Origin of the sequence: Pseudomonas sp. BNK-7 (assembly GCF_048072025.1) — a bacterium.
Taxonomy (GTDB): domain Bacteria; phylum Pseudomonadota; class Gammaproteobacteria; order Pseudomonadales; family Pseudomonadaceae; genus Aquipseudomonas; species Aquipseudomonas danubii.
In genome coordinates, this window is sequence record NZ_CP182252.1 from 4,896,909 (window position 1) to 4,917,210 (window position 20,302).

Genomic DNA, 20,302 nt, shown 5'->3' on the forward strand with positions numbered 1-20,302 from the left:
CTCTCCAGGAACAGTCACCGATGGAACATCGTGAAGCGCTATTGGCGCTGCGAACCTTTCTTTCAACGCAGATTCTCGGCCAGGAAAAACTCATCGAGCGCTTGCTCATCGCCCTGCTCGCCGACGGCCACATGCTGGTCGAAGGCGCTCCAGGACTGGCCAAGACCAAGGCCATCAAAGAGTTGGCCGAAGGCATTGAAGCGCAATTCCATCGGATTCAGTTCACCCCCGACCTGCTGCCCGCCGACATCACCGGCACCGAGATCTATCGCCCGGAAACCGGCAGCTTCGTGTTCCAGCAAGGCCCGATCTTCCACAACCTGGTGCTGGCCGACGAAATCAACCGTGCCCCGGCCAAGGTCCAGTCGGCGCTGCTGGAGGCCATGGCCGAGCGTCAGGTCAGTGTCGGGCGCAGCACCTATGAACTGTCGCCCCTGTTCCTGGTGATGGCGACCCAGAACCCCATCGAGCAGGAAGGCACCTATCCCCTGCCCGAAGCCCAGCTCGACCGTTTCCTGATGCACGTCAAGATCGGCTTCCCGGACGCCGCCGTGGAACGCCGCATTCTCCAGCAGGCCCGCGGCGAAGCCTTGAATGGCGAAACCAAGCCCGAGCGTCGGGTCAGCCAGCAGGCGATCTTCGCCGCGCGCAAGGAAATCCTCGGCCTGTACATGGCCGACGCGGTGGAGGAATACCTGGTGCAACTGGTGATGGCCACCCGCACCCCGGCCAAGTTCGACCCGGAAATGGCCGAGTGGATCGCCTACGGTGCCAGCCCCCGCGGCTCCATTGCCCTGGACCGCTGCGCCCGGGCCCACGCCTGGCTCGCCGGGCGCGATTTCGTCAGCCCGGAAGACATCCAGGCGGTGCTGTTCGACGTGCTGCGCCACCGCATCATTCTGTCCTTCGAGGCTGAAGCGGCAGGCATCGACCAGGACCGTGTGGTACAGCGCATCCTCGACGTCGTTGCCGTCGCCTGATCTCCATGACTCAAGCCATCGCCGAACCCGGCATTCGCATCACCCTCGGCGAGCTGATCGAGATGCGCCACCGCGTGCGCGAGGTGCAGCTGTTCTCCACCCCCAGCCAGCGCAGCCCGCTGATCGGCTTGCATCACTCCAAGCTGCGCGGACGCGGTGTGGACTTCGATCAGGTGCGGGTCTATCAGGCCGGAGACGACGTGCGCACCATCGACTGGCGGGTCACCGCCCGTACCCAGGAACCCCACACCAAGCTGTTCCACGAGGAGCGCGAGCGGCCGATCTTCATCATGGTCGAGCAAAGCCGCCAGCTGTTCTTCGGCTCCGGGCTGATGTTCAAGTCGGTGCTCGCCGCCCAGGCCGCGAGCCTGATCGGCTGGGCCGCCCTGGGTCATAACGACCGGGTCGGCGGCCTGGTCTACGGCGACGACGAGCACTACGAGATCAAACCGCGACGCAGCAAGCAAAGCCTGTTGCAATTGCTCAACCGCCTGGTGCGGGTCAACCAGTCGCTGCACAGCGAAGCCCAGCCCCAGCGTGATGCCCTGGGCACCGCGCTGCTGCGCGGCCGTGAAGTGCTGCGCCCCGGCAGCCTGGTGATCGTGATCTGCGACGAGCGCGCCTTGAGCGACGCCGCCGAGCAACAGCTGAGCCTGCTGTCGCGGCACTGCGACCTGCTGCTGATGCCGCTGTCCGACCCCCTGGACCATGCCCTGCCCGCCGCCGGGCTGTTGCGCTTTGCCGAGCGCGGCGCGCAGTTGGAACTGGACACCCTGAACTACGAACTGCGCCAGGCCTACCGGGCCCAGAGTGAAGCGCGCATCGCCCGCTGGGAACGCCTGGCGCAAAAACTGCGGGTGCTGCTGATGCCCCTGAGCACCCAGAGCGAAATGGTCGAGCAGTTGCGCGAGTACCTCAATCCGCAGCGCCCGGGAGCCGGCCGATGAGCAGCCTGGAACAACTGCAACCGCTGCTGCCGCCGCCCGCAATCGGCCTGTGGCCGCCAGCACCAGGCTGGTGGCTGCTGGCGTTGCTACTGCCGGTGCTCGGCTTCGCGGCCTGGCGTTGGCGTCATCTGTGGCCACGCAAAGCTGCGCGCGCGCGCAGCGAACAGCCCCTGGACCCGGTGCGCCTGGCCGCCCTGGCGGAACTGGCGCTGCTGCCCAAGCCCTATGACGGCGCCCCGGCCGGCGCCTGGCTGCAGGCCCTCAACGCCCTGCTCAAGCGTCTGTGCCGCAACCACTATCCCTACAGCCAGAGCCACACCCTCAATGGCCGCAAGTGGCTGGCGTTTCTCGACAACCGCTGTCCGGCCGCCGGTCTGACCCGCTGGATGGTGCTGGTGGAAGGCGCCTACAAACCCGAGTGCAAGCTCGACGACAAAGCCATCGCCGGCCTGACCCAGGCGGTGGACACCTGGATTCGCAAGCATGTTTGAGTTCGCCTGGCCGTGGATCTTCGCCCTGCTGCCGCTGCCCTGGCTGCTGCGCCTGGTGCTGCCGGTGGCCGACAGCGGCGAGCCGGCGCTGAAAGTGAGTTTCCTCAGTGACCTGGAAGGCCTGTCCAAGCGCCGGGCCCGGGCCCACCTGCCGGCCTGGCGCCAGCAGGCCCGCTTCATCCTGCTCTGGGTCCTGCTGCTGTTGGCCGCGGCACGCCCGCAATGGCTGGGGGAACCGCTGCCGGTGGCCGCCAGCGGCCGCGATCTGCTGGTGGCGGTGGACGTCTCCGGTTCCATGGACTTTCCCGACATGCAATGGCAGGACGAAGACGTCAGCCGCCTGAGCCTGGTCAAGCACCTGCTGGGGGACTTTCTCGAACACCGCGAGGGCGACCGGGTCGGCCTGATCCTGTTCGGCAGCAAGGCCTATCTGCAGGCGCCCCTGACCTTCGACCGGCGCACGGTGCGGATCTGGCTGGATGAAGCGAAGATCGGCATCGCCGGCAAGAACACCGCCATTGGCGACGCTATCGGCCTGGCCCTCAAACGTCTGCGCCAGCGCCCGGCGCAGAGCCGGGTGCTGATCCTGGTCACCGACGGCGCCAATAACGGCGGCGAAATCCCGCCCATTACCGCTGCACGCCTGGCCGCCGAGGAAGGGGTGAGAATCTATCCCATCGGCATCGGGGCCGACCCGGACCAGGGCGCGACCCTCGGCCTGCTGGGGCTCAACCCGAGCCTGGACCTGGACGAGCCGGCCCTCAAGGAACTGGCCGAAGTCACCGGCGGGCGCTACTTCCGTGCCCGTGACGGTCAGGAGCTGCAAGCCATCAAGGACACCCTCGACCAACTGGAGCCGGTGGCCCAGCAACCGACCCAGGCCCGCCCGGCCCAGGCCCTGTACCACTGGCCCCTGGCCACGGCGCTGCTGCTCAGCGTGCTGCTGGTGCTGCGCGAGCGCTGGCCGCACAACCCGCTGCAGCGCTTCTTCAGCGAGTCGAGCTTCCTGCTGCCGGCCCATGACTGGCGCCAGCGGCTCAAGCGCCTGCGCTTGCGGAGGCGTCGATGATCAGTCTCTGGCCCCACTGGTTCCGACCCGGATGGTTGCTGGTGCTGCCACTGCTGGCGCTGCTGCTGTGGAAGCTCTGGCACCGGCAGAAGCGCGCCGGACGCTGGCAGATGATCCTGCCACCGGCCTTTCACGCCGCCCTGCTCAGCGGCGGCAACGGCCGCGAAAGCAAACTGCCCTGGGTGGCCCTGGGCCTGGCCTGGCTGCTGGCGGTGCTGGCCCTGCTGGGCCCGAGTTGGCAGCGGGTGGAACAGACCAGCCAGAAACCCGCCGACCCGCTGGTGGTGCTGCTGGAGCTGACCCCGCAAATGCTCGCCAGCGACGTGCCGCCCAACCGCCTGGAACAGGCCCGGCACAAACTGCTGGACCTGCTGCAATTGCGCAGCGACGCCCAGACCGCGATCGTCGTCTACGCCGGCAGCGCCCACACCCTGGTGCCGCTGTCCGATGATCTGGCCACCAGCCGCAACCTGCTGGACGCCCTCAAGCCATCGATCATGCCCCAGGCCGGGCAGCGCGCCGACCTGGCCCTGCTCAAGGCCCTCAAGCTGCTGGACCAGGGCGCCCTGGGCCAGGGCCGGGTGTTGCTGATGGCCTCCTCCCTCAGCGAACAGGAACGCCAGGGCATCCGCCAGGCGCTTGACGGCGGAACACCGCAATTGCTGATGCTCGGCCTCGGCAGCCGCGACGGTGCCCCGGTGGCCCTGGAAGACGGCAGCTACCTCAAGGACGACCTGGGGGCGATCCTGGTATCGCGCCTGGACAGCCCGGACCTCAAGCAGTTCATTGGCGAAGTGGGTGGCCGTTACCGTCAGGCGCGCCTGGACGACAGCGACCTCAAGGGCCTGGGTCTGACGGGCGGGCCGCAAGGCGTGCGCAGCGACGGCCAGACCCTGCGCCTGGACACCTGGGCCGACCAGGGCTATTGGCTGTTGCTGCCCCTGTTGCTGCTGGCGGCCTGCGCCGGACGCCGGGGCTGGCTGTTCTGCCTGCCGCTGCTGCTACTGGCCGCGCCGCAACCCAGCTACGCCTTCGACTTCAACGACCTGTGGCTGCGCCCCGACCAGCAAGGCCAGCGCCTGCTGCAACAGCAGCGCCCGGCCGAGGCTGCACGACACTTCCAGGACCCGCAATGGCAAGGCGTGGCCTTGTACGAGGCCGGCAACTACAATGCCGCCGCCGAGCGCTTTGCCGAAGGCAACGACGCCCGCGCCCACTACAATCGCGGCAATGCTCTGGCGCGCAGTGGTGAGCTGGAAGCCGCCATCGACGCCTACGAACAGGCCCTGGAACAACAGCCCGAGCTGCAGCCGGCGCTACACAACAAGGCCCTGGTGGAAAGCCTGTTGCAACAGCAGCAAGCCACCCCGCCAACGCCGCCGCAGCAGCCGGAAAACCCCGACAGCGACGACAGCAACACCCCCGGACCCAGCGCGACGGCCACCCAGCCGGCCACCGCCAGCGAACCCCCGGACAACCCCGGGCAGCCTGCGGCCAACGAGGGCCAGGCCACAGCGCCCGACCCGCAGCGCAACGGCTACAGTGAGGTGCCCGGCAGTGAGCTGGACGACCAGCACACCACCACGCCCCTGCGTCCGGCCCAGGACAGCCTGGACGCCGAACACCAGCAGGCACTGGAGCAATGGCTGCGCAAGATCCCGGACGACCCGGGAGAACTGCTGAGGCGTAAATTCTGGTACGAACAGCAACAACATCAGGATCAGGGAAAACTTCGATGACCCGCTGCACCGCCCTTCTGCTCGCCCTCGCGCTCTGGACCTCGGCGTCCCAGGCTGCCGGGCTGCTCGCCAGCCTGGACCGCAACCAGGTGAACTCCGGCGAGACTGTCGAGCTGACCCTGGAGTCCACCGACGTCACCCAGTTCGGCAAGCCCGACCTGACGTCCCTGGACAGCCAGTTCGAAGTGCGCGGTACGCGCCAGGTCAACCAGCTCAACAGCCTTGGCGACAGCCACGCCAGCACCCGCTGGATCGTCACCTTGCTGCCGCGCCACACCGGCACCCTGGAAATCGCCCCGCTGCAACTGGGCAACCTGCAGAGCCAGGCCCTGACCCTGCAAGTCAACGCCAGCCCGGTGCAGGATCAGGACAGCCGCCTGGAACCGGTGTTCATCCACGCCGAACTCGATCAGCCCAAGGTCTATGTCCAGGCCCAGGCCCTGCTGACCCTGCACATCTACCATTCCGTGCCGCTGTTCGACGACAGCAGCCTGAGCCCGTTGCAACTGAGCGATGCCCGGATCGAGCAACTGGGAGAGCCGCGCACCTACGAAAAACTCATCAATGGCGTGCGCCATGGCGTGATCGAGATGCGCTACGCCGTCTATCCCCAGCGCAGCGGCGAACTGCTGATCCCGGCGCTGACCTTCACCGCCACCCCGGCCAACCCGAGCACCGGTCAGGAGCCGGCGTCCCAGACCCCCAAGCCCGGCAAGCTGATCCACGTCAGCTCCGCCGAACTGAGCCTGCAAGTGCTGGCCAAGCCTGCCGCCTACCCCGCCGATATCCCCTGGCTGCCGGCCCGCAGCCTGAGCCTGAGTGAAAGCTGGAGCCCGGAACCCGATCACCCGCAGGTCGGCGATTCCCTGACTCGCAGCCTGACCCTGAGTGCCGAGGGCTTGTCCAGCGCCCAACTGCCCCCACTGCCCCAGGCCGAGATCAATGGCCTGCGCAGCTACCCGGACCAGCCGCAACTGAGCAACCAGCACATCGAGCACGGCCTGCTGGGGATTCGCGAAGAGCGCCAGGCCCTGGTGCCGACCCGCACCGGCGACCTCGAACTGCCGGCCCTGGAGATCACTTGGTGGAACACCCTGGAAGATCGCCTGGAACAGACCAGCCTGCCGGCGCGAACCCTGCAAGTGGCGAACAACCCCAGCCTGGTGGTGGACACCCCGGCGGGCAACGCGCCGATCAGCGTCGACAGCGGCAACCTGTGGCTGTGGCAACTGAGCACCCTGCTGCTGGCCTGCACCACCCTGCTGGGCTTTGGCCTGTGGTGGCGTGCGCGATCGCAACCGGCGGTGCTGCGGGCGGCCCAGACCGGCCCCAGCCCACGCTCGCTGCTGGACGACCTCAAGCGCGCCTGCCAGGCCAACGACCCCCAGGCCACCCGACAAGCCCTGGACGCCTGGGCGCGCCAGCAACCGGAAACCCTGGCCGACATGGCCGCGCGTTTCATCCCCCTGTCCGATGCCCTGGATGGCCTCAACGGCGCCCTCTACAGCGAGACCGGCCAATATTGGCAAGGTGAGGAACTCTGGCGAGCGATCCGCGCCATCCCCATCAACGAGCGAGTGCAAACCCCAGTGGCGGACACCACCAGCCTGCCGCCGCTGTACCCCAAATAACAGCAGCCGTGCAGCCCCCTGCGGCGTAGGAGCCGGCTTGCCGGCGACGAGGCCGGTAAGTCATGCAGCGCCTGGGCGGGCCCTTTCGCTGGCAAGCCCGCTCCTACAGCCACCTCCCTGGAGCCAAGCCGCTGGGCCAATCGCGCCTGCATTTGCCGCAGCGTCGGGCATAAACACGCGTTTGCCAGTAAACTCTCGACCCTTTCGCCGCGGTCATCTTCTGTGCGGCCAGCCTTTTTCATGCGGAGTTTGCCTTGCGTCTGTTTCACACCTCCGACTGGCACCTGGGCCAGAACCTCCACGGCCAGGAGCGCGACTTCGAACATGCCTGCTTTCTGGAGTGGCTGTTGCGCCAGCTCAAGCACGAGCAACCGGACGTGCTGCTGATCGCCGGCGATATCTTCGATACCGTCAACCCGCCGGTCAAAGCCCAGGAACGCCTCTACGACTTCATCGTCAGCGCCCACGAACAGCAGCCGGCCCTGACCATCGTGATGATCGCCGGCAACCACGATTCCGGTTCGCGTATCGAACTGCCCGCCCCCTTGATGCGCCGCCTGCGCACCCACGCCCTGGGCCGGGTGCTGTGGCTGGATGACGGCCAGCTGGACGCCGAGCGCCTGCTGCTGCCCCTGCCCGACGCCAGCGGCGCAATTGTCGGCTGGTGCCTGGCCCTGCCCTTCCTGCGTCCGGCGGAAGTCACCGGCCCGCAGCTGGGAGACGACTACCTCAAGGGCATCGCCCAGGTCCATGAATGGCTGATCGCAGCGGCCAATGCCAAGCGCCAGCCGGGCCAGGCCCTGATCGCCGTGAGCCATGCGCACATGGCCGGTGGCTCGGTGTCCGAAGACTCCGAGCGCAGCCTGATCATCGGCAATGCCGAGGCGCTGCCCGCCAGCCTGTTCGGCGCGGACGTCAGCTACGTGGCCCTGGGGCACCTGCACAAGCCGCAGAAGGTCAATGGCGAGGAGCGCATCCGCTACAGCGGCTCGCCGATTCCCCTATCGTTTTCCGAAATCGACTACCCGCACCAGATCCTCGATGTGCGCCTGGACGGCCAGACCCTGGTCAGCGTCGAACCGCGGCTGATTCCCCGGGCGGTCAACCTGCAACGCCTGGGCCCGGCGCCCCTGGGGGAGATCCTGAGCCAGCTCGGCGATCTGCCGGACATCGACCTGTTGGCCGAAGAACAGCGCCAGCCCTGGCTGGAAGTGCGGGTGCGCCTGGACGAACCGCAACCGGACCTGCGCCAGCAAGTGGAAAGCGCCCTGCAAGGCAAGGCCGTGCGTCTGGTACGGATTGCCGCCGAATACGCCGGTAACGGCGGCCGCGACGCTGAAGACAGCGGCGCCGAGCTGATAGAACTGGATCAACTGAGCCCCGAAGAACTGTTCCGCCGGGCCTGGCGCGACGCCTACGCCAATGAAGTGGACGACGCCACCCTCAAGGATTTCGCCCTGCTGTTGCAGGACGTTCAGCAAGAAGGTGAACAGCCATGAAGATCCTGGCCATCCGCCTGAAGAACCTGGCCTCCCTGGCCGGTCCGTTCGAGATCGATTTCACCGCCGAGCCCCTGGCCAGCGCCGGCCTGTTCGCCATTACCGGGCCCACCGGTGCCGGCAAAAGCACCCTGCTGGACGCCCTGTGCCTGGCGTTGTTCGGCGCGGTGCCGCGGCTGAACAAGATCGCCAAGGAAAACAAGGTTCCCGAGGTCGACAGCGATATCTCCACCGGCGACCCACGCACCCTACTGCGCCGTGGCACCGGCAGCGGGTTCGCCGAAGTGGACTTTGTCGGCATCGACCGGCGCCGCTACCGCGCCCGCTGGGAAGCCAACCGCGCTCGCGACAAGGCCAACGGCAAGCTGCAAGCCAGCCGGCAGAGCCTCACCGACCTGGACAGCAATCAATTGCTGGCCAGTAGCAAGCGCGACTACGAACAGCTGATCGAATCCAAGCTGGGCCTCAACTTCGAGCAATTCACCCGCGCCGTGATGCTGGCCCAGAGCGAGTTCAGCGCCTTTCTCAAGGCCGACGACAAGGAACGCAGCGAGCTGCTGGAAAAGCTCACCAACACCGCGATCTACAGCCAGCTGGGGCGCCGGGCCTACAGCAAGAGCAAAGAAGCCGACGAGGCCCACAAGGCGCTCCAGGCCCAGGCCAGCGGCATCGTCCCCCTGGACCCCGAGGCCCGGGCCGAACTGGATCAGCAGTTCAACGACGCCCAACAGCAGCTCAAGACCCAGCAGGCCCAGCTCAAGCAGCTGGAAGCCCAGCACAGCTGGCTCAAGGAATTGCGCCAATGGCAGGAGGCACAGCAGGACGCCAGCGAGCAGTTGCAACAGGCCGAGCAGGAGGCTCAGACCCTGGCTCCGCAGCGCCTGCGCCTGCAACGGCTGGAGCAACTGGCGCCGCAGCGTCACCAATTCCTGCGCCAGATCGAGCTGCGCCAAGCCCTGGAGCCCCTGCGCCAACAGATCGAGCAGCAGGCCGCGCAACAGGTTGAGCTGCAACAACGTCACCAACAGCTGCAACAGCACGTGCTCGACGCCGATAGCGCCCTGACCCAGGCCCAGAGCCAGCACAGCGACAGCGTCCCGCTGCTGCGCGAAGCCTTTGCCGAACAGGGCAACCTGAGCCGTCTTGGCCAGAGCCTGAGCGACGCCGGCGAAACCCGTGACCGCGCACAAAGCGCCAGTGCCCAAGGCCAGCAAAGCATTGCCCAACTGCTGGAGAAGCAGCGTCTGGTGGGTGAGCGCCTGGAGCGGATCGCCGGGCAGTTGGCGCACAGCGCCGCCCTCGCCCCCTTGAGCGAAGCCTGGACGCTCTACCGCGAACGCCTGCAGCAACTGATGCTGATCGGCAACCGTCTGAATCAGGGCCAGAGCGAACTGCCAGCCCTGGAACAGCGGGCCAGCACCGCGGCTCAGCAACTGGCCGAACAACGTTCCCACCTTGAATTGCTCTACAGCGAAGCCGGTGCCGAACCCCAGGCCGTGGCCGAGCAGATCCAATTGCTGGACGGCCTGCTCAAGGACAACCGCAAGCAACAACGGGCCACCGAAGAGCTGGCACGGCTCTGGGCCCAGCAACAGGAACTGGACCAGCGCGGCCGGGCCCTGCAAGACAAGCAACAAGCCGTGGCCGCCCAGCGTGAAGCACTGAACCAGGCCGGTCTGCAAGCCAAGGCCGAACTGAGCGTCGCCGAGCAGACCCTGAGCGTCACCCAGGCCCTGCTGGAGCGCCAGCGCCTGGCCCGCAGTGCCAGTGTCGAGGAACTGCGCGAGCAGTTGCAGGACGATCAGCCCTGCCCGGTGTGCGGCAGCGTCGAGCACCCCTATCACCAGCCCGAAGCCCTGCTGCACAGCCTGGGGCGCCATGACGAGAGCGAAGAAGCCAACGCCCGTCAGGCGGTGGACAGGCTCAAGGAACAGCTCAACGAACTGCGGGCCCAGGTCCAGGGCCTGATCGCCCAGCAGAAAGAATTCCTCCAGCAACAGGAACAACTGGCCAGCCAGCAACAGGCACTGGCCCCCAGCCTGCAAGCCCACCCGCAGAGTGCCAGCCTGCTGGACCAGGACCCGGCGCGACGCGATGCCTGGCTGCGCCAGCAACTGGAACAGTTGCAACAGAGCATCACCCAGGATGAGAGCCGCCTGGATGCCTTGCTGACCCTGCAAAAGGACGCCACGCGGCTCCAGCAGCAGTTGCAGCAAGCACAAGACGCCAGCCAGCAGGCGGCCCAGCACCTGCACAAGCAGCAGGAGCAATTGGCCGCCGACCAGCAGCGTCTAGAGGAAGAACTGGCCAGCTTCAACAACCTGCTGCCGGCCGAGGTGCTCGAAGGCCTGCGCCGTGACCCGGCCAGCACCTTCATGCAACTGGACCAGCAGGTCCTGCAGCGCATCGAACAGCTGCGCGAGCGCCAGGACGAAACCGAAGAACAACAGCAGCGCCAACTGCTGCTGGACAAGGAACAGGACCGCCAACTGACCCGCCAGCAGCAACTGAGCGACGCTCAGCAGCAGCTCGACGCCCTGAGCCAACAGCAGCAGGCCTGCCAGGACCAGCTGGCCGCCCTGCTGGGGTCGCACCCTAGCGCCGAGCTCTGGCAGCAGCAGCTCGATCAAGCCGTGGAACAGGCCCGCAGCGCCCAGGCCAAGGCCCAGCACGAGCAGCACGAGCTGCAGCAGCAACTGATCCAACTGAGCGCCGAACTCAAGGCCCGGCAAGAGCGCCTGCAAGCCCTGGACAGCGAACAGCAGCAACTGGCCGGCAGCATCGAGCAATGGCGCGCCCAGCACCCGGAACTGGATGACGCCGGGCTGCAACAATTGCTGGAACTGGATGAGGACCAGATCCAGCAACTGCGCCAGCGCCTGCAGGCCAACGACAAAGCCATCGAACAAGCCAAGGTCCTGCTCCAGGAGCGCCAGCAACGCCTGCAACAGCACCAGGCCCAGCACAACGGCAACCTGGAGGCCGGGCAACTGGCCCAGGCCCTTGAAGAGCTGCAGCAACAAGCCCTCGCCAGCGAACAGCAGGTGGCGGAACTGCGCGCCCGGCAAAGCGAGGACCAGCGCCGCCAGGAAGCCAACCAGGCCCTGAGCCAGCGCATCAACGAGGCCTACCAGCAATGGCAGCGCTGGGCCCGCCTGAATGCCCTGATCGGCTCGGCCACCGGCGACACCTTCCGCAAGATCGCCCAGGCCTACAACCTCGACCTGCTGGTGCACCACGCCAACGCCCAGTTGCGCCAGCTGGTGCGGCGCTACCGCCTCAAGCGCGGCGGCAGCATGCTCGGCCTGCTGGTGCTGGACACCGAGATGGGCGACGAACTGCGCTCGGTGCACTCGCTGTCCGGCGGCGAAACCTTCCTGGTGTCCCTGGCCCTGGCCCTGGGTCTGGCGTCCATGGCCTCCAGCACCCTGAAGATCGAATCGCTGTTTATCGACGAAGGTTTTGGCAGCCTCGACCCCGAGTCCCTGCAACTGGCCATGGACGCCCTCGACGGCCTGCAGGCCCAGGGACGCAAAGTGGCGGTGATTTCCCACGTCCAGGAAATGCACGAACGGATTCCGGTGCAGATCCAGGTCAGCCGCCAGGGCAACGGCCTGAGCACCCTGGAGGTGAAATGAGCACGCGGCCTATGCCCGAGGCGACCCTCTACTCGTTCCGCCGCTGCCCCTATGCCATGCGTGCGCGCCTGGCGCTGCGCTATGCCCAGGTGCCGGTGCGGATCGTCGAGGTCAGCCTCAAGGCCAAACCACCCGAGATGCTCGCGCTGTCGCCCAAGGGCACGGTGCCGGTGCTGGCGGTGGATGGGAGGGTGATCGATGAGAGCCTGGAGATCATGCACTGGGCGCTGGAGCAGCATGATCCGGACAACTGGCGGCTCATCGGCGCCCCCGAGGCCCAGACACAGATGGCGGCCTTGATTGCCGAGAATGATCAGGTGTTCAAGGTGCACCTCAATCGCTACAAGTACGCCGAGCGTTATCCCGAAGCGCCCATGGAGCATTACCGGGCCCAGGGCGAGGTGTTTCTGGCGCAGTTGGAGCGCCTGCTGCAGGAGCGACGCTATCTGCTGGCGGCGCATCCGAGCTTGGCGGACATGGCCCTGCTGCCGTTTGTTCGCCAGTTTGCTCATGTGGACCGGGAGTGGTTTGCGCAGACGCCTTATCGTGCGTTGCAGGAGTGGTTGCAGGGGGTTCTTGAATCGGAGTTGTTTGTGGGGGTCATGGCCAAGACTTTGGCGTGAGTTTTTTGTTGTGGGGTTGGGTACATATCCGGGGCTGCGGGTGCGGCGGCTTATGGTTCCGCTTTTACAGCGGGGTTGGGTACATATCCATTCCTGCGGGTGCGGCCGCTGGCGGTTTCGCTCTTACAGCGAGTTTGGGTACATATCCGTTCTTGCGGGTGCGGCCGCTTACGGTTCCGCTCTTACAGCGGGTTTGGGTACATATCCGTTCCTGCGGGTGCGGCCACTTAGGGTTTCGCCCTTACGGCGAGTCACTTTGGAAAGAGCCCAAAGTAACCAAAAGCTCTTGCCCCTCCACTCGGTGCCTCGCCTAGGCTCGGCATGCCCGAACTCCGGCATTGATCCGTGGGCCGCCGCCACCGGCCATCCATGGCCGGGTGGCGGCTAACCCGGCATCCCTGCCGGGTTACCCACGGCTCAATGCCTGCGTTCGGCCATCGTGGTTAACGGGGCGTTCAGATCAAGATCAAAAGCCAGAGCAAGATCAACATCTGACGGCGGCCTGCCGGCCGGCCTGTTTCATCACCGTTCGCGTTACATGTAGCCGCTGCCGCAGGCTGCGACCGGCTCCGCAGGAGACGCTAAACCTGCCTCCCCGATATTCCTGACCTATCGCGCCGCCTGGTTTTGCGAGCGCGAGCGCTCGTTCGCAGCCTTCGGCAGCGGCTACAAGGAGCCGGCCTGCGCACCTTGGCTTTGGCTTTTGATCTTGATCTTGATCTTGATCTTCAGGCCCCTTCCCAGCCGGCCGAGCGTAGGCGTTGCGTAGGGGGCAGCTCGGCATGGATGCCGAGCTAGCCGCCACCCGGCCATGGATGGCCGGTTGGCGGCGGGCCCCCGGAGCAATGCCGAAGCGAGGGCACCCCGAGCCACAGCGAGGGGCCCATGGAGGGGCAAGCGTTTTTTGGTTCCTTTTTTTGGCGTTTGAAAAAAAGGGACTCGCCGTAAGGGCGAAACCATAAGCAGCCGTTACCGCAGCAACGGATATGTACCCAACCCCCAACCCCCAAGCCATCAAGACAAACCCGCCAGCCGCCACACCCACAGCAACCGCTATCCCCCCCTATCCAAATCCCCCTACATGCTAATGTTCCCCCACTGCCCTGAAGCTGCGAGCCCCCATGCCTTTCGTGATCCGAACCCACCCCCGCCTGACCTTCGGCGTGCTGATCGGCTGCGCCGTCGGCATCCTCGCCCCCGCGCACACCCTGACCAGCAAGCTCCTCATCGGCTGGAACGCCGCGGTCTGGACCTACCTGGCGCTGATGTTCTGGCTGACCGTGCGGGCCCGGGCCGAGGACGTGAAACGCATCGCCGAAACCGAGGACGAAAACGCCGGGCTGGTGCTGTTGATCGTCTGCGTCGCCGCCATCGCCAGTCTGGTGACCATTACCCTGGAGCTGGTGGGCAGCAAGGACCTGGATACCCCTCAGCGTCTGCTGCATTACGGCTTCACCGGGCTCACGGTGATCGGTTCCTGGTTGCTGGTGGGGGTGATCTTCAGCGTGCATTACGCCCGCCTTTACTACACCTGGAATGGCAAGGAACCGGCCCTGCGCTTTGCCGAGGAACTGACCACACCGAACTATTGGGACTTCCTCTACTTCTCCTTCACCATCGGCGTGGCGGTGCAAACTTCGGACGTCGGCGTGGCCACCCGCGAGCTGCGCAAGATCGTCCTCGCCCAGTCCTTGATCGGTTTTCTGTTCAACACTGCGATCCTCGGTTTTTCCATCAATATTGCCGCCGGGCTGTTCAGCTGAACCGGTACAAGACGGCTTGAGCCCAGTCCTGGCAGCTTCGCGGGATCGTCAGTGAGAATCGCGACGGCTTCGTCCGGGGTGCCATATAGCAAGTGTCAGGCTGGGTAACCCTAGTTGATCTAATTCGAACGACCGCCAACACCAAGCAACTAAATTCAGTTGTGCTGATCGACCTTCCGAACAAATCGCCCCAACACTTCAAGAGCAATTTAAGAATCATCTTAAAGACCCGCCCTCTCACTAAAAATAAAATAGCCGCCTTTTACAGCCCTGGATTTAGCCAACTAACTTCTTAACGTTAGTCCCTCGCCTTCAACTAACCCCCCTTTTTTCCCGAACCTGAAGTTTGCCGACCTCGCCATGTCCAAATGACGAAAGCACTTGCAATAGAGCGCCCGCGCACCCAATCCATGGGCCCAACAGCAAACAGCCACCCCCAAAGCAGCCTGTAACTTCCACAGACTGTTGTGTTTTCTGCTTCGCCAAAAGGTTACAACGTTGAAATACCCATCCGTAATAACAGCTATTACCCTGCTATACAGCGTCGTTTATTCAGTACAGTCCCATGCGATCACTGCAATCGACAGCATTGATTTAGGTTCTTTGAGTAACGAGTACTCTATGGCCTTCGGCGTCTCTGCCGACGGTCGTCTAATCGCGGTAAACAAAACATTACCCACAGGCCAAGATCGCGCATTCAAATACAGCGATGCGACTGGCATGGTCGATCTGGGGACCCTGGGTGGAAACCATGCCTATGCCCATGCCATATCCGCCGATGGCAGTGTGGTCGTGGGAAAATCGGACACCCCTGACTCGACTCACGCCTTCAAGTACTCCGATGCGACCGGCATGATCGATCTGGGCACATTGGGCGGCGAATCATCCAGCGCCAACGGCGTATCCGCTGATGGCGCCGTGGTCGTTGGATACGCCTCGAATCTCCTGGGGAGTGCTCGTGCCTTCAAGCACACGGAGACGACCGGCATGATCGATCTGGGGACCTTGAAGGCAGACAACAGTGGCGACTCCCTTGCAACTGCGGTGTCCGGCGACGGTAGCGTCGTCGTGGGGCAGTCGGACATCGATACGGATTCGAACGTACAACACGCGTTCAAGTACACCGATGCCAACGGCATGACCGACCTGGGCACCCTCGGCGGAACATCTTCCCAGGCTCTGGGAATATCCGCCGACGGCCAGGTGGTCGTGGGCAGTTCGGAAACTATCACCGGCGGTACTCAAGCGTTTAAACACACTGACGCCAACGGCATGGTCGAGCTCGGCTCCTGGGGGGGCGACTCCAGCGCTAGCGCGGCATCCGCCGACGGCCGCGTTATCGTCGGTTTTGCCACTACCGCAGAGGGCGATAACCACGCCTTCAGACACACCGATGCCGACGGCATGATCGATCTGGGCACGTTAGGCGGCCAACATTCGGCAGCGACTGCCGTGTCCGCCGACGGCAATATTGCCGTCGGCCTGAGCCTCACGGCGAGTGGTGACCTACACGCCGCACTGTGGAAGATCACGGAAACCGGCACTCACCTGCTTGATCTGGACAACACCCGGACCGCGATGGCCAAAAGCGCCAATCAGGCATGGGGAGTCCTGGACCTGCGCAGTGCGCAACTGGATCGGTTGATGAGCCAGGAGTGCCAGATCGACAGCGGCTCGTTCTGTATAGGTGTTGGTCCCAGCTACAGCAGAAACCGCGAGACTCGCCAGACCTCCACGAGTCTGACCCTGGGCGCCCGTCCTAGCGACCATCTGCGCGTAGGCATCACCCTGGACCAGAACCTCGATCAACAGTTGCCGGACAACTACACCAAGGCAGGGTCCAACGCACCCGCAGTGGCAATGTTCGTTGCCGTGGACGAATCGGGCCAGGGCCTGGGTTGGCAGGGGCGTCTGGCTGCGGCCTACCTGTCGTCCAAGGTCGATATCCGCCGTGAGCAACTGGCTTATACCGAAGCCGGTCAAGGGCGTTCGAGCCTGCGTGGCAGGGCCTTCAGCATCGAGGGTGCCTATGGCCTGCGGCTCGATAGCCTGACCGTGACGCCTTACATCGGCCTCAGCCAGACTCAAGTCAGCCGCCAGGGCTATAGCGAGCGCAGCGGCGCCGTCATGGCGGCCAGCTACGCAAAAATGCAGCGCTCGGTGACCAGCCTGAATGCCGGCGTACGGACGGCCAAACGCCTGACAAAACAGCTGGAGCTCAATGCCAGCCTGGGCCTGATCCAGGACCTGGACAAAGACCAGGATGCCTTTCAAGCGCGCATGGACTACCTGGGCCGCTATACCTACCAGGCCGATAAACAGCACGACACCCGTTTTGCCGCGGGCACCGGGGCAAGCTATGCCTTGAACCAGAACAGCGCCGTGCATGCCGGTGTGTTCTGGACACAGGAGCCGGGCGGCAACGACACGACCGGTATTCGAACCGCCTTTACCTACCAGTTCTGATAACGGCTCCTGCCCTGTCTCGCGGTATCCACATCAGCCCTGGCGCACCGCCAGGGCTGTTGCTGATCACTACCTCGACAAGCCTGTAGGCGTGAAGTGCGCCCGGGCAGTCGTCACAGTGCAAAAGCCGGTCGCTACAGAGCGTTTCCCGGGCCATCGGGGCCACGTAAGGTGGCCAGTACGGCGCAACAAGACGCCGCTCTGAACAACAAGCCACCTGCCGGAAGAGATCCTCTGATGAAAACACCGTTCAAGCGTTGTTTCCTGCTCCTCTGCGCCACTGCACTGCTCAATTCCCCCACCTGGGCCGCCGAGCCCGCGTCCTGCAAGACCGTGCGCATGGGGGTGGTCAACTGGACCGATGTGATCGCCACCAGCGCCGTGGCCGATGTCCTGCTCACCGGGCTGGGCTACGACAGCAAGCAGACCAGCGCGGTGCAGCAGATCATCTTCGCCGGCATCCGCGACCAGCGCCTGGACATCTTCCTCGGCTACTGGAAGCCCGCCATGGACCAGAACATCGCGCCCTTCCTCGAGGCCGGGCAGGTCAAGGTCATGGCCCAGCCCAGCCTCGTGGATGCCCAGGCAACCCTGGCAGTGCCGGACTACGTGGCCCAGGCGGGCCTGAAAACCTTCGCCGACATCGCCCGTTTCAAGGAGCAGCTGGGGGGCAAGATCTACGGCATCGAGCCAGGCAGCGGCGCCAACACCACGATCAAGACCATGATCGACACCGACCACTTCGGCCTCAAGGGCTTCAAGCTGATCGAATCCGGCGAGGCCGGGATGCTGGCGGCGGTGCAGCGGGCGATCAATCGCAAGGAGTTCGTGGTGTTCGTCGGCTGGACCCCGCACCCGATGAACATCAACATGGCCATCACCTACCTCACCGGCAGCGAAGACGTGTACGGCCCCAACGAGGGGGCGGCCACGGTGTCCACGGTCACCGCGCCGGACTACGCCGAGCGTTGCCCCAACGTGCATCGGCTGCTGCAGAACCTGAGCTTCAGCGCCGCCCAGGAAAGCCAGCTGATGGTACCGATCATGCAACGCAAGGCGCCCCAGGAAGTGGCCCGCCAGTGGCTGCGCGAGCACCCAGAAGACCTGCAGCGCTGGCTGACGGGGGTCACCACCTTCGACGGCCGCGAGGGTGTGGCTGCGGTCAAAGCGAACCTGTAACCGCCCGGCGCAGGAGTCGGCTTGCCGGCGAAGGCGGCCTCAGGGCCCTTCGCCGACAAACGCAACGCCCTGCGGCGGCTCTTTCGGTCAGGCGCTGCAATGATGACGATTTCCCGGGCTCGTTCGCCGGCAACCCGGCGCCTACCCTCCAGGACTGTCCATGAGCCATTACCCGCTTTCTGCCGAGCTGGCGGCCTTCGTCCAGCGCACCCTGAGCTACACCAGCGCCGACAGCAGCCTCAAGGGCCTGCGCGACAGCTATGAGCGCATGTGCCGGGACTTCACTCCGGCCCATCCGCCCGGCCTCGCCGTGCATCAAGGGCAACTGGCCCAGGTGCCGCTGCGTTTCTATCACCCCGACCGCGCCGCCCCGGAGTGTGGCTGGCCCTGGCTGCTGTACCTGCACGGTGGCGGCTGGGTGCTGGGCAGCCTGGATTCCCACGATTTCATCACCGCCCATCTGGCCCACGAGTTGCAGGCGCTGGTGATCGCGGTGGACTACCGGCTGGCCCCGGAACACCCGTTCCCGGCCGCGTTCGACGATTGCCTGGCGGTATGGCGGGCTCTGGAGCAGGGGCTGGGCCCTGTGCCTCTGGATCACCGCCGTCGGCTGGTGATGGGCGACAGCGCCGGGGGCAATCTGGCCGCCGCCCTGTGCCTGGCCCTGCGGGATGCCGCTGAACCCTTGCCCGCCGCCCAGGTGCTGGTCTATCCCGGGCTCGGCGGTGCCGCCAACCTGCCCTCGCGCAGCCAGTGCGCCGATGCCCCGCTGCTCAGCAGCAGTGACCTGGACTGTTTCCAGGCGCTGTACCTGCCGGAGCCCGAACCCACCTCGCCCTATGCCCGGCCGCTGCGGGCAGAGAACTTCAGTCACCTGCCGCCGGCCTTTATCGCCCTGGCACAGTTCGATCCCTTGCGCGACGACGGCCAGTGCTATCACCAGCGCCTGCTGCAGGCCGGCGTCGCCAGCCAGCTGTACCCGGGCCTGGGCCTGGTGCATGGCTGCCTGCGGGCCAGAGGGCTGGCGGCGGAAGTCGATGGGCTGTACGACGCCCTGCTGCGGGCCCTGCGCGAGTTTCTTGAGCCAACCCGAGCCCTACCGTTGGTCAGCCAACTTGAGCCCTGATAGCGATTTATCGACGTTGCGCCCTTGACGGCAGAATGGGTTTTGCGGTTTCCTGAAACCGGTTTCAGCACCGTACCCGGAAGCACTGCAAACCGATAATTCCAAGAATAAGGTCGTTGCCCGTGAATCAGTTTTCCGCCGCCCAGCGCAACCGCGTCACCATGCTCGATGTCGCCCGCCACGCCGGAGTCTCCAAGGCCAGTGTGTCGCGCTTTATCGGCGAAGACCGCGCCCTGCTCTCCGATGCCATTGCCTTGCGCATCGAGCAGGCCATCAGCGCGCTGGGCTACCGCCCGAACCAGATGGCCCGCGGCCTGAAACGCGGGCGCACCCGCCTGATCGGCATGCTGGTGGCCGATATCCGCAACCCCTACTCGATTGCCGTGATGCATGGCGTGGAAACCGCCTGCCGCCAGCACGGCTATAGCCTGGTGGTGTGCAACACCGACCGTGACGACCAGCAGGAAGCCCAGCACCTGGCCAACCTGCGGGCCTACAACATCGAAGGCCTGATCGTGAACACCCTGGGTCATCACCTGGAGCAGTTGCAGGAGTTGCAACAGGAAATGCCCATGGTCCTGGTGGACCGCAAGCTTGAATCACTGCACGCCGATCTGGTGGGCCTGGACAACCCGGCGGCAGTGCACAGCGCCATCGAACACCTGGAGCAACAGGGTTACCGTGACCTGCTGCTGGTCAGCGAACCCCATGACGGCACCAGCTCACGACTCGAACGCAGTGCCGCCTTCCAGGACGAAGTCGCCCGGCGCCCGGCCTTGCGTGGCCAGTCACTGGAGACCGGCGCGGCCCTCGCGCGCCACCTGAAAGACTTTCTCGACGCTCCCGGTCCTGGCCCCAAGGCGCTGTTCTGCGCCAACGGCGTGGCGGCCCTGGCGGCGACCCGGGTCCTGCGTGAACTGGATTGCCCCTTGTTCGAAGGCATCGGCCTGATCGCCCTCGACGACCTGGACTGGTACCCCCTGGTGGGCAGCGGCATCACGGCCCTGGCCCAGCCCACCGAAGCCATAGGCACCGCCGCTTTCCAATGCCTGCTCAAGCGCCTGCGAGGCGATGCCGGCCCGGCGCGAGTACTGGACTTTGCGGCGCAACTGATGGTTCGCGGCTCCACCCGAAAACCCCCTGTGTAATCC

Annotated in this window: 14 protein-coding genes; all 14 read left to right on the plus strand. The window is 65.3% G+C overall.

From position 1 onward, the window contains the following. Positions 1–20 precede the first annotated feature (20 nt). The 14 genes from ACMGF8_RS22080 (at position 21) to ACMGF8_RS22145 (ending at position 20,299) form a co-directional block, all read left to right on the plus strand. Positions 21–980, plus strand: a complete 960-nt coding sequence (locus tag ACMGF8_RS22080; RefSeq protein WP_003218556.1) for an AAA family ATPase — start codon at positions 21–23, stop codon at positions 978–980. Positions 981–985: 5 nt separating this feature from the next. Then, entirely contained in the window at positions 986–1,927 is a 942-nt protein-coding gene (locus tag ACMGF8_RS22085; protein WP_102863320.1) for a DUF58 domain-containing protein, read from the plus strand. Beyond that, positions 1,924–2,418 (plus strand): DUF4381 domain-containing protein, encoded by a 495-nt coding sequence (locus ACMGF8_RS22090; protein ID WP_102863319.1) that lies wholly within the window; start codon positions 1,924–1,926, stop codon positions 2,416–2,418. Before ACMGF8_RS22085 ends, ACMGF8_RS22090 begins: the two co-directional genes overlap by 4 nt. Continuing rightward, a complete protein-coding gene (locus ACMGF8_RS22095; RefSeq protein WP_250330817.1) occupies positions 2,411–3,487 on the plus strand; it encodes a vWA domain-containing protein in 1,077 nt (358 codons plus the stop codon). The genes ACMGF8_RS22090 and ACMGF8_RS22095 overlap by 8 nt, the downstream gene beginning before the upstream one ends. Then, entirely contained in the window at positions 3,484–5,226 is a 1,743-nt protein-coding gene (locus tag ACMGF8_RS22100; RefSeq protein ID WP_102863317.1) for a VWA domain-containing protein, read from the plus strand. The genes ACMGF8_RS22095 and ACMGF8_RS22100 overlap by 4 nt, the downstream gene beginning before the upstream one ends. Beyond that, positions 5,223–6,857: a BatD family protein gene (locus ACMGF8_RS22105; RefSeq protein ID WP_250330816.1), complete on the plus strand. Its 1,635-nt coding sequence runs from the start codon at positions 5,223–5,225 to the stop codon at positions 6,855–6,857. Before ACMGF8_RS22100 ends, ACMGF8_RS22105 begins: the two co-directional genes overlap by 4 nt. 254 nt (positions 6,858–7,111) lie before the next feature. Then, positions 7,112–8,356 carry an exonuclease SbcCD subunit D C-terminal domain-containing protein gene (locus tag ACMGF8_RS22110; RefSeq protein ID WP_250330815.1) on the plus strand — a complete coding sequence of 415 codons (1,245 nt, stop codon included), beginning with the start codon at positions 7,112–7,114 and terminating at the stop codon, positions 8,354–8,356. After that, entirely contained in the window at positions 8,353–11,994 is a 3,642-nt protein-coding gene (locus ACMGF8_RS22115; protein ID WP_416757087.1) for an AAA family ATPase, read from the plus strand. Before ACMGF8_RS22110 ends, ACMGF8_RS22115 begins: the two co-directional genes overlap by 4 nt. Beyond that, entirely contained in the window at positions 11,991–12,617 is a 627-nt protein-coding gene (locus ACMGF8_RS22120) for a glutathione S-transferase (RefSeq protein ID WP_102863313.1), read from the plus strand. The genes ACMGF8_RS22115 and ACMGF8_RS22120 overlap by 4 nt, the downstream gene beginning before the upstream one ends. 1,121 nt (positions 12,618–13,738) lie before the next feature. Next, positions 13,739–14,380, plus strand: coding sequence for a DUF1345 domain-containing protein (locus ACMGF8_RS22125; RefSeq protein ID WP_102863311.1), 642 nt, complete (start codon positions 13,739–13,741; stop codon positions 14,378–14,380). Between the two features lie 603 nt (positions 14,381–14,983). Beyond that, positions 14,984–16,846 (plus strand): autotransporter outer membrane beta-barrel domain-containing protein, encoded by a 1,863-nt coding sequence (locus ACMGF8_RS22130; RefSeq protein WP_416760355.1) that lies wholly within the window; start codon positions 14,984–14,986, stop codon positions 16,844–16,846. A 237-nt stretch (positions 16,847–17,083) separates the two neighbouring features. Next, positions 17,084–18,025 carry a choline ABC transporter substrate-binding protein gene (locus ACMGF8_RS22135; protein ID WP_102863309.1) on the plus strand — a complete coding sequence of 314 codons (942 nt, stop codon included), beginning with the start codon at positions 17,084–17,086 and terminating at the stop codon, positions 18,023–18,025. 160 nt (positions 18,026–18,185) lie between these two features. Beyond that, on the plus strand, positions 18,186–19,151 hold the full coding sequence (locus tag ACMGF8_RS22140) for an alpha/beta hydrolase (RefSeq protein WP_250330633.1): 966 nt from the start codon (positions 18,186–18,188) through the stop codon (positions 19,149–19,151). A gap of 122 nt (positions 19,152–19,273) precedes the next feature. Further along, entirely contained in the window at positions 19,274–20,299 is a 1,026-nt protein-coding gene (locus tag ACMGF8_RS22145; protein ID WP_416757088.1) for a LacI family DNA-binding transcriptional regulator, read from the plus strand. The last annotated feature ends 3 nt before the right edge of the window (positions 20,300–20,302 follow it).

What these genes read in the sequence shown, in the direction of transcription:
- ACMGF8_RS22080 (WP_003218556.1), top strand. Translation starts at nt 21, where the DNA reads ATGGAACATCGTGAAGCGCTATTGGCGCTGCGAACCTTTCTTTCAACG.
- ACMGF8_RS22085 (WP_102863320.1), top strand. Translation starts at nt 986, where the DNA reads ATGACTCAAGCCATCGCCGAACCCGGCATTCGCATCACCCTCGGCGAG.
- ACMGF8_RS22090 (WP_102863319.1), top strand. Translation starts at nt 1,924, where the DNA reads ATGAGCAGCCTGGAACAACTGCAACCGCTGCTGCCGCCGCCCGCAATC.
- ACMGF8_RS22095 (WP_250330817.1), top strand. Translation starts at nt 2,411, where the DNA reads ATGTTTGAGTTCGCCTGGCCGTGGATCTTCGCCCTGCTGCCGCTGCCC.
- ACMGF8_RS22100 (WP_102863317.1), top strand. Translation starts at nt 3,484, where the DNA reads ATGATCAGTCTCTGGCCCCACTGGTTCCGACCCGGATGGTTGCTGGTG.
- ACMGF8_RS22105 (WP_250330816.1), top strand. Translation starts at nt 5,223, where the DNA reads ATGACCCGCTGCACCGCCCTTCTGCTCGCCCTCGCGCTCTGGACCTCG.
- ACMGF8_RS22115 (WP_416757087.1), top strand. Translation starts at nt 8,353, where the DNA reads ATGAAGATCCTGGCCATCCGCCTGAAGAACCTGGCCTCCCTGGCCGGT.
- ACMGF8_RS22120 (WP_102863313.1), top strand. Translation starts at nt 11,991, where the DNA reads ATGAGCACGCGGCCTATGCCCGAGGCGACCCTCTACTCGTTCCGCCGC.
- ACMGF8_RS22125 (WP_102863311.1), top strand. Translation starts at nt 13,739, where the DNA reads ATGCCTTTCGTGATCCGAACCCACCCCCGCCTGACCTTCGGCGTGCTG.
- ACMGF8_RS22135 (WP_102863309.1), top strand. Translation starts at nt 17,084, where the DNA reads ATGAAAACACCGTTCAAGCGTTGTTTCCTGCTCCTCTGCGCCACTGCA.
- ACMGF8_RS22140 (WP_250330633.1), top strand. Translation starts at nt 18,186, where the DNA reads ATGAGCCATTACCCGCTTTCTGCCGAGCTGGCGGCCTTCGTCCAGCGC.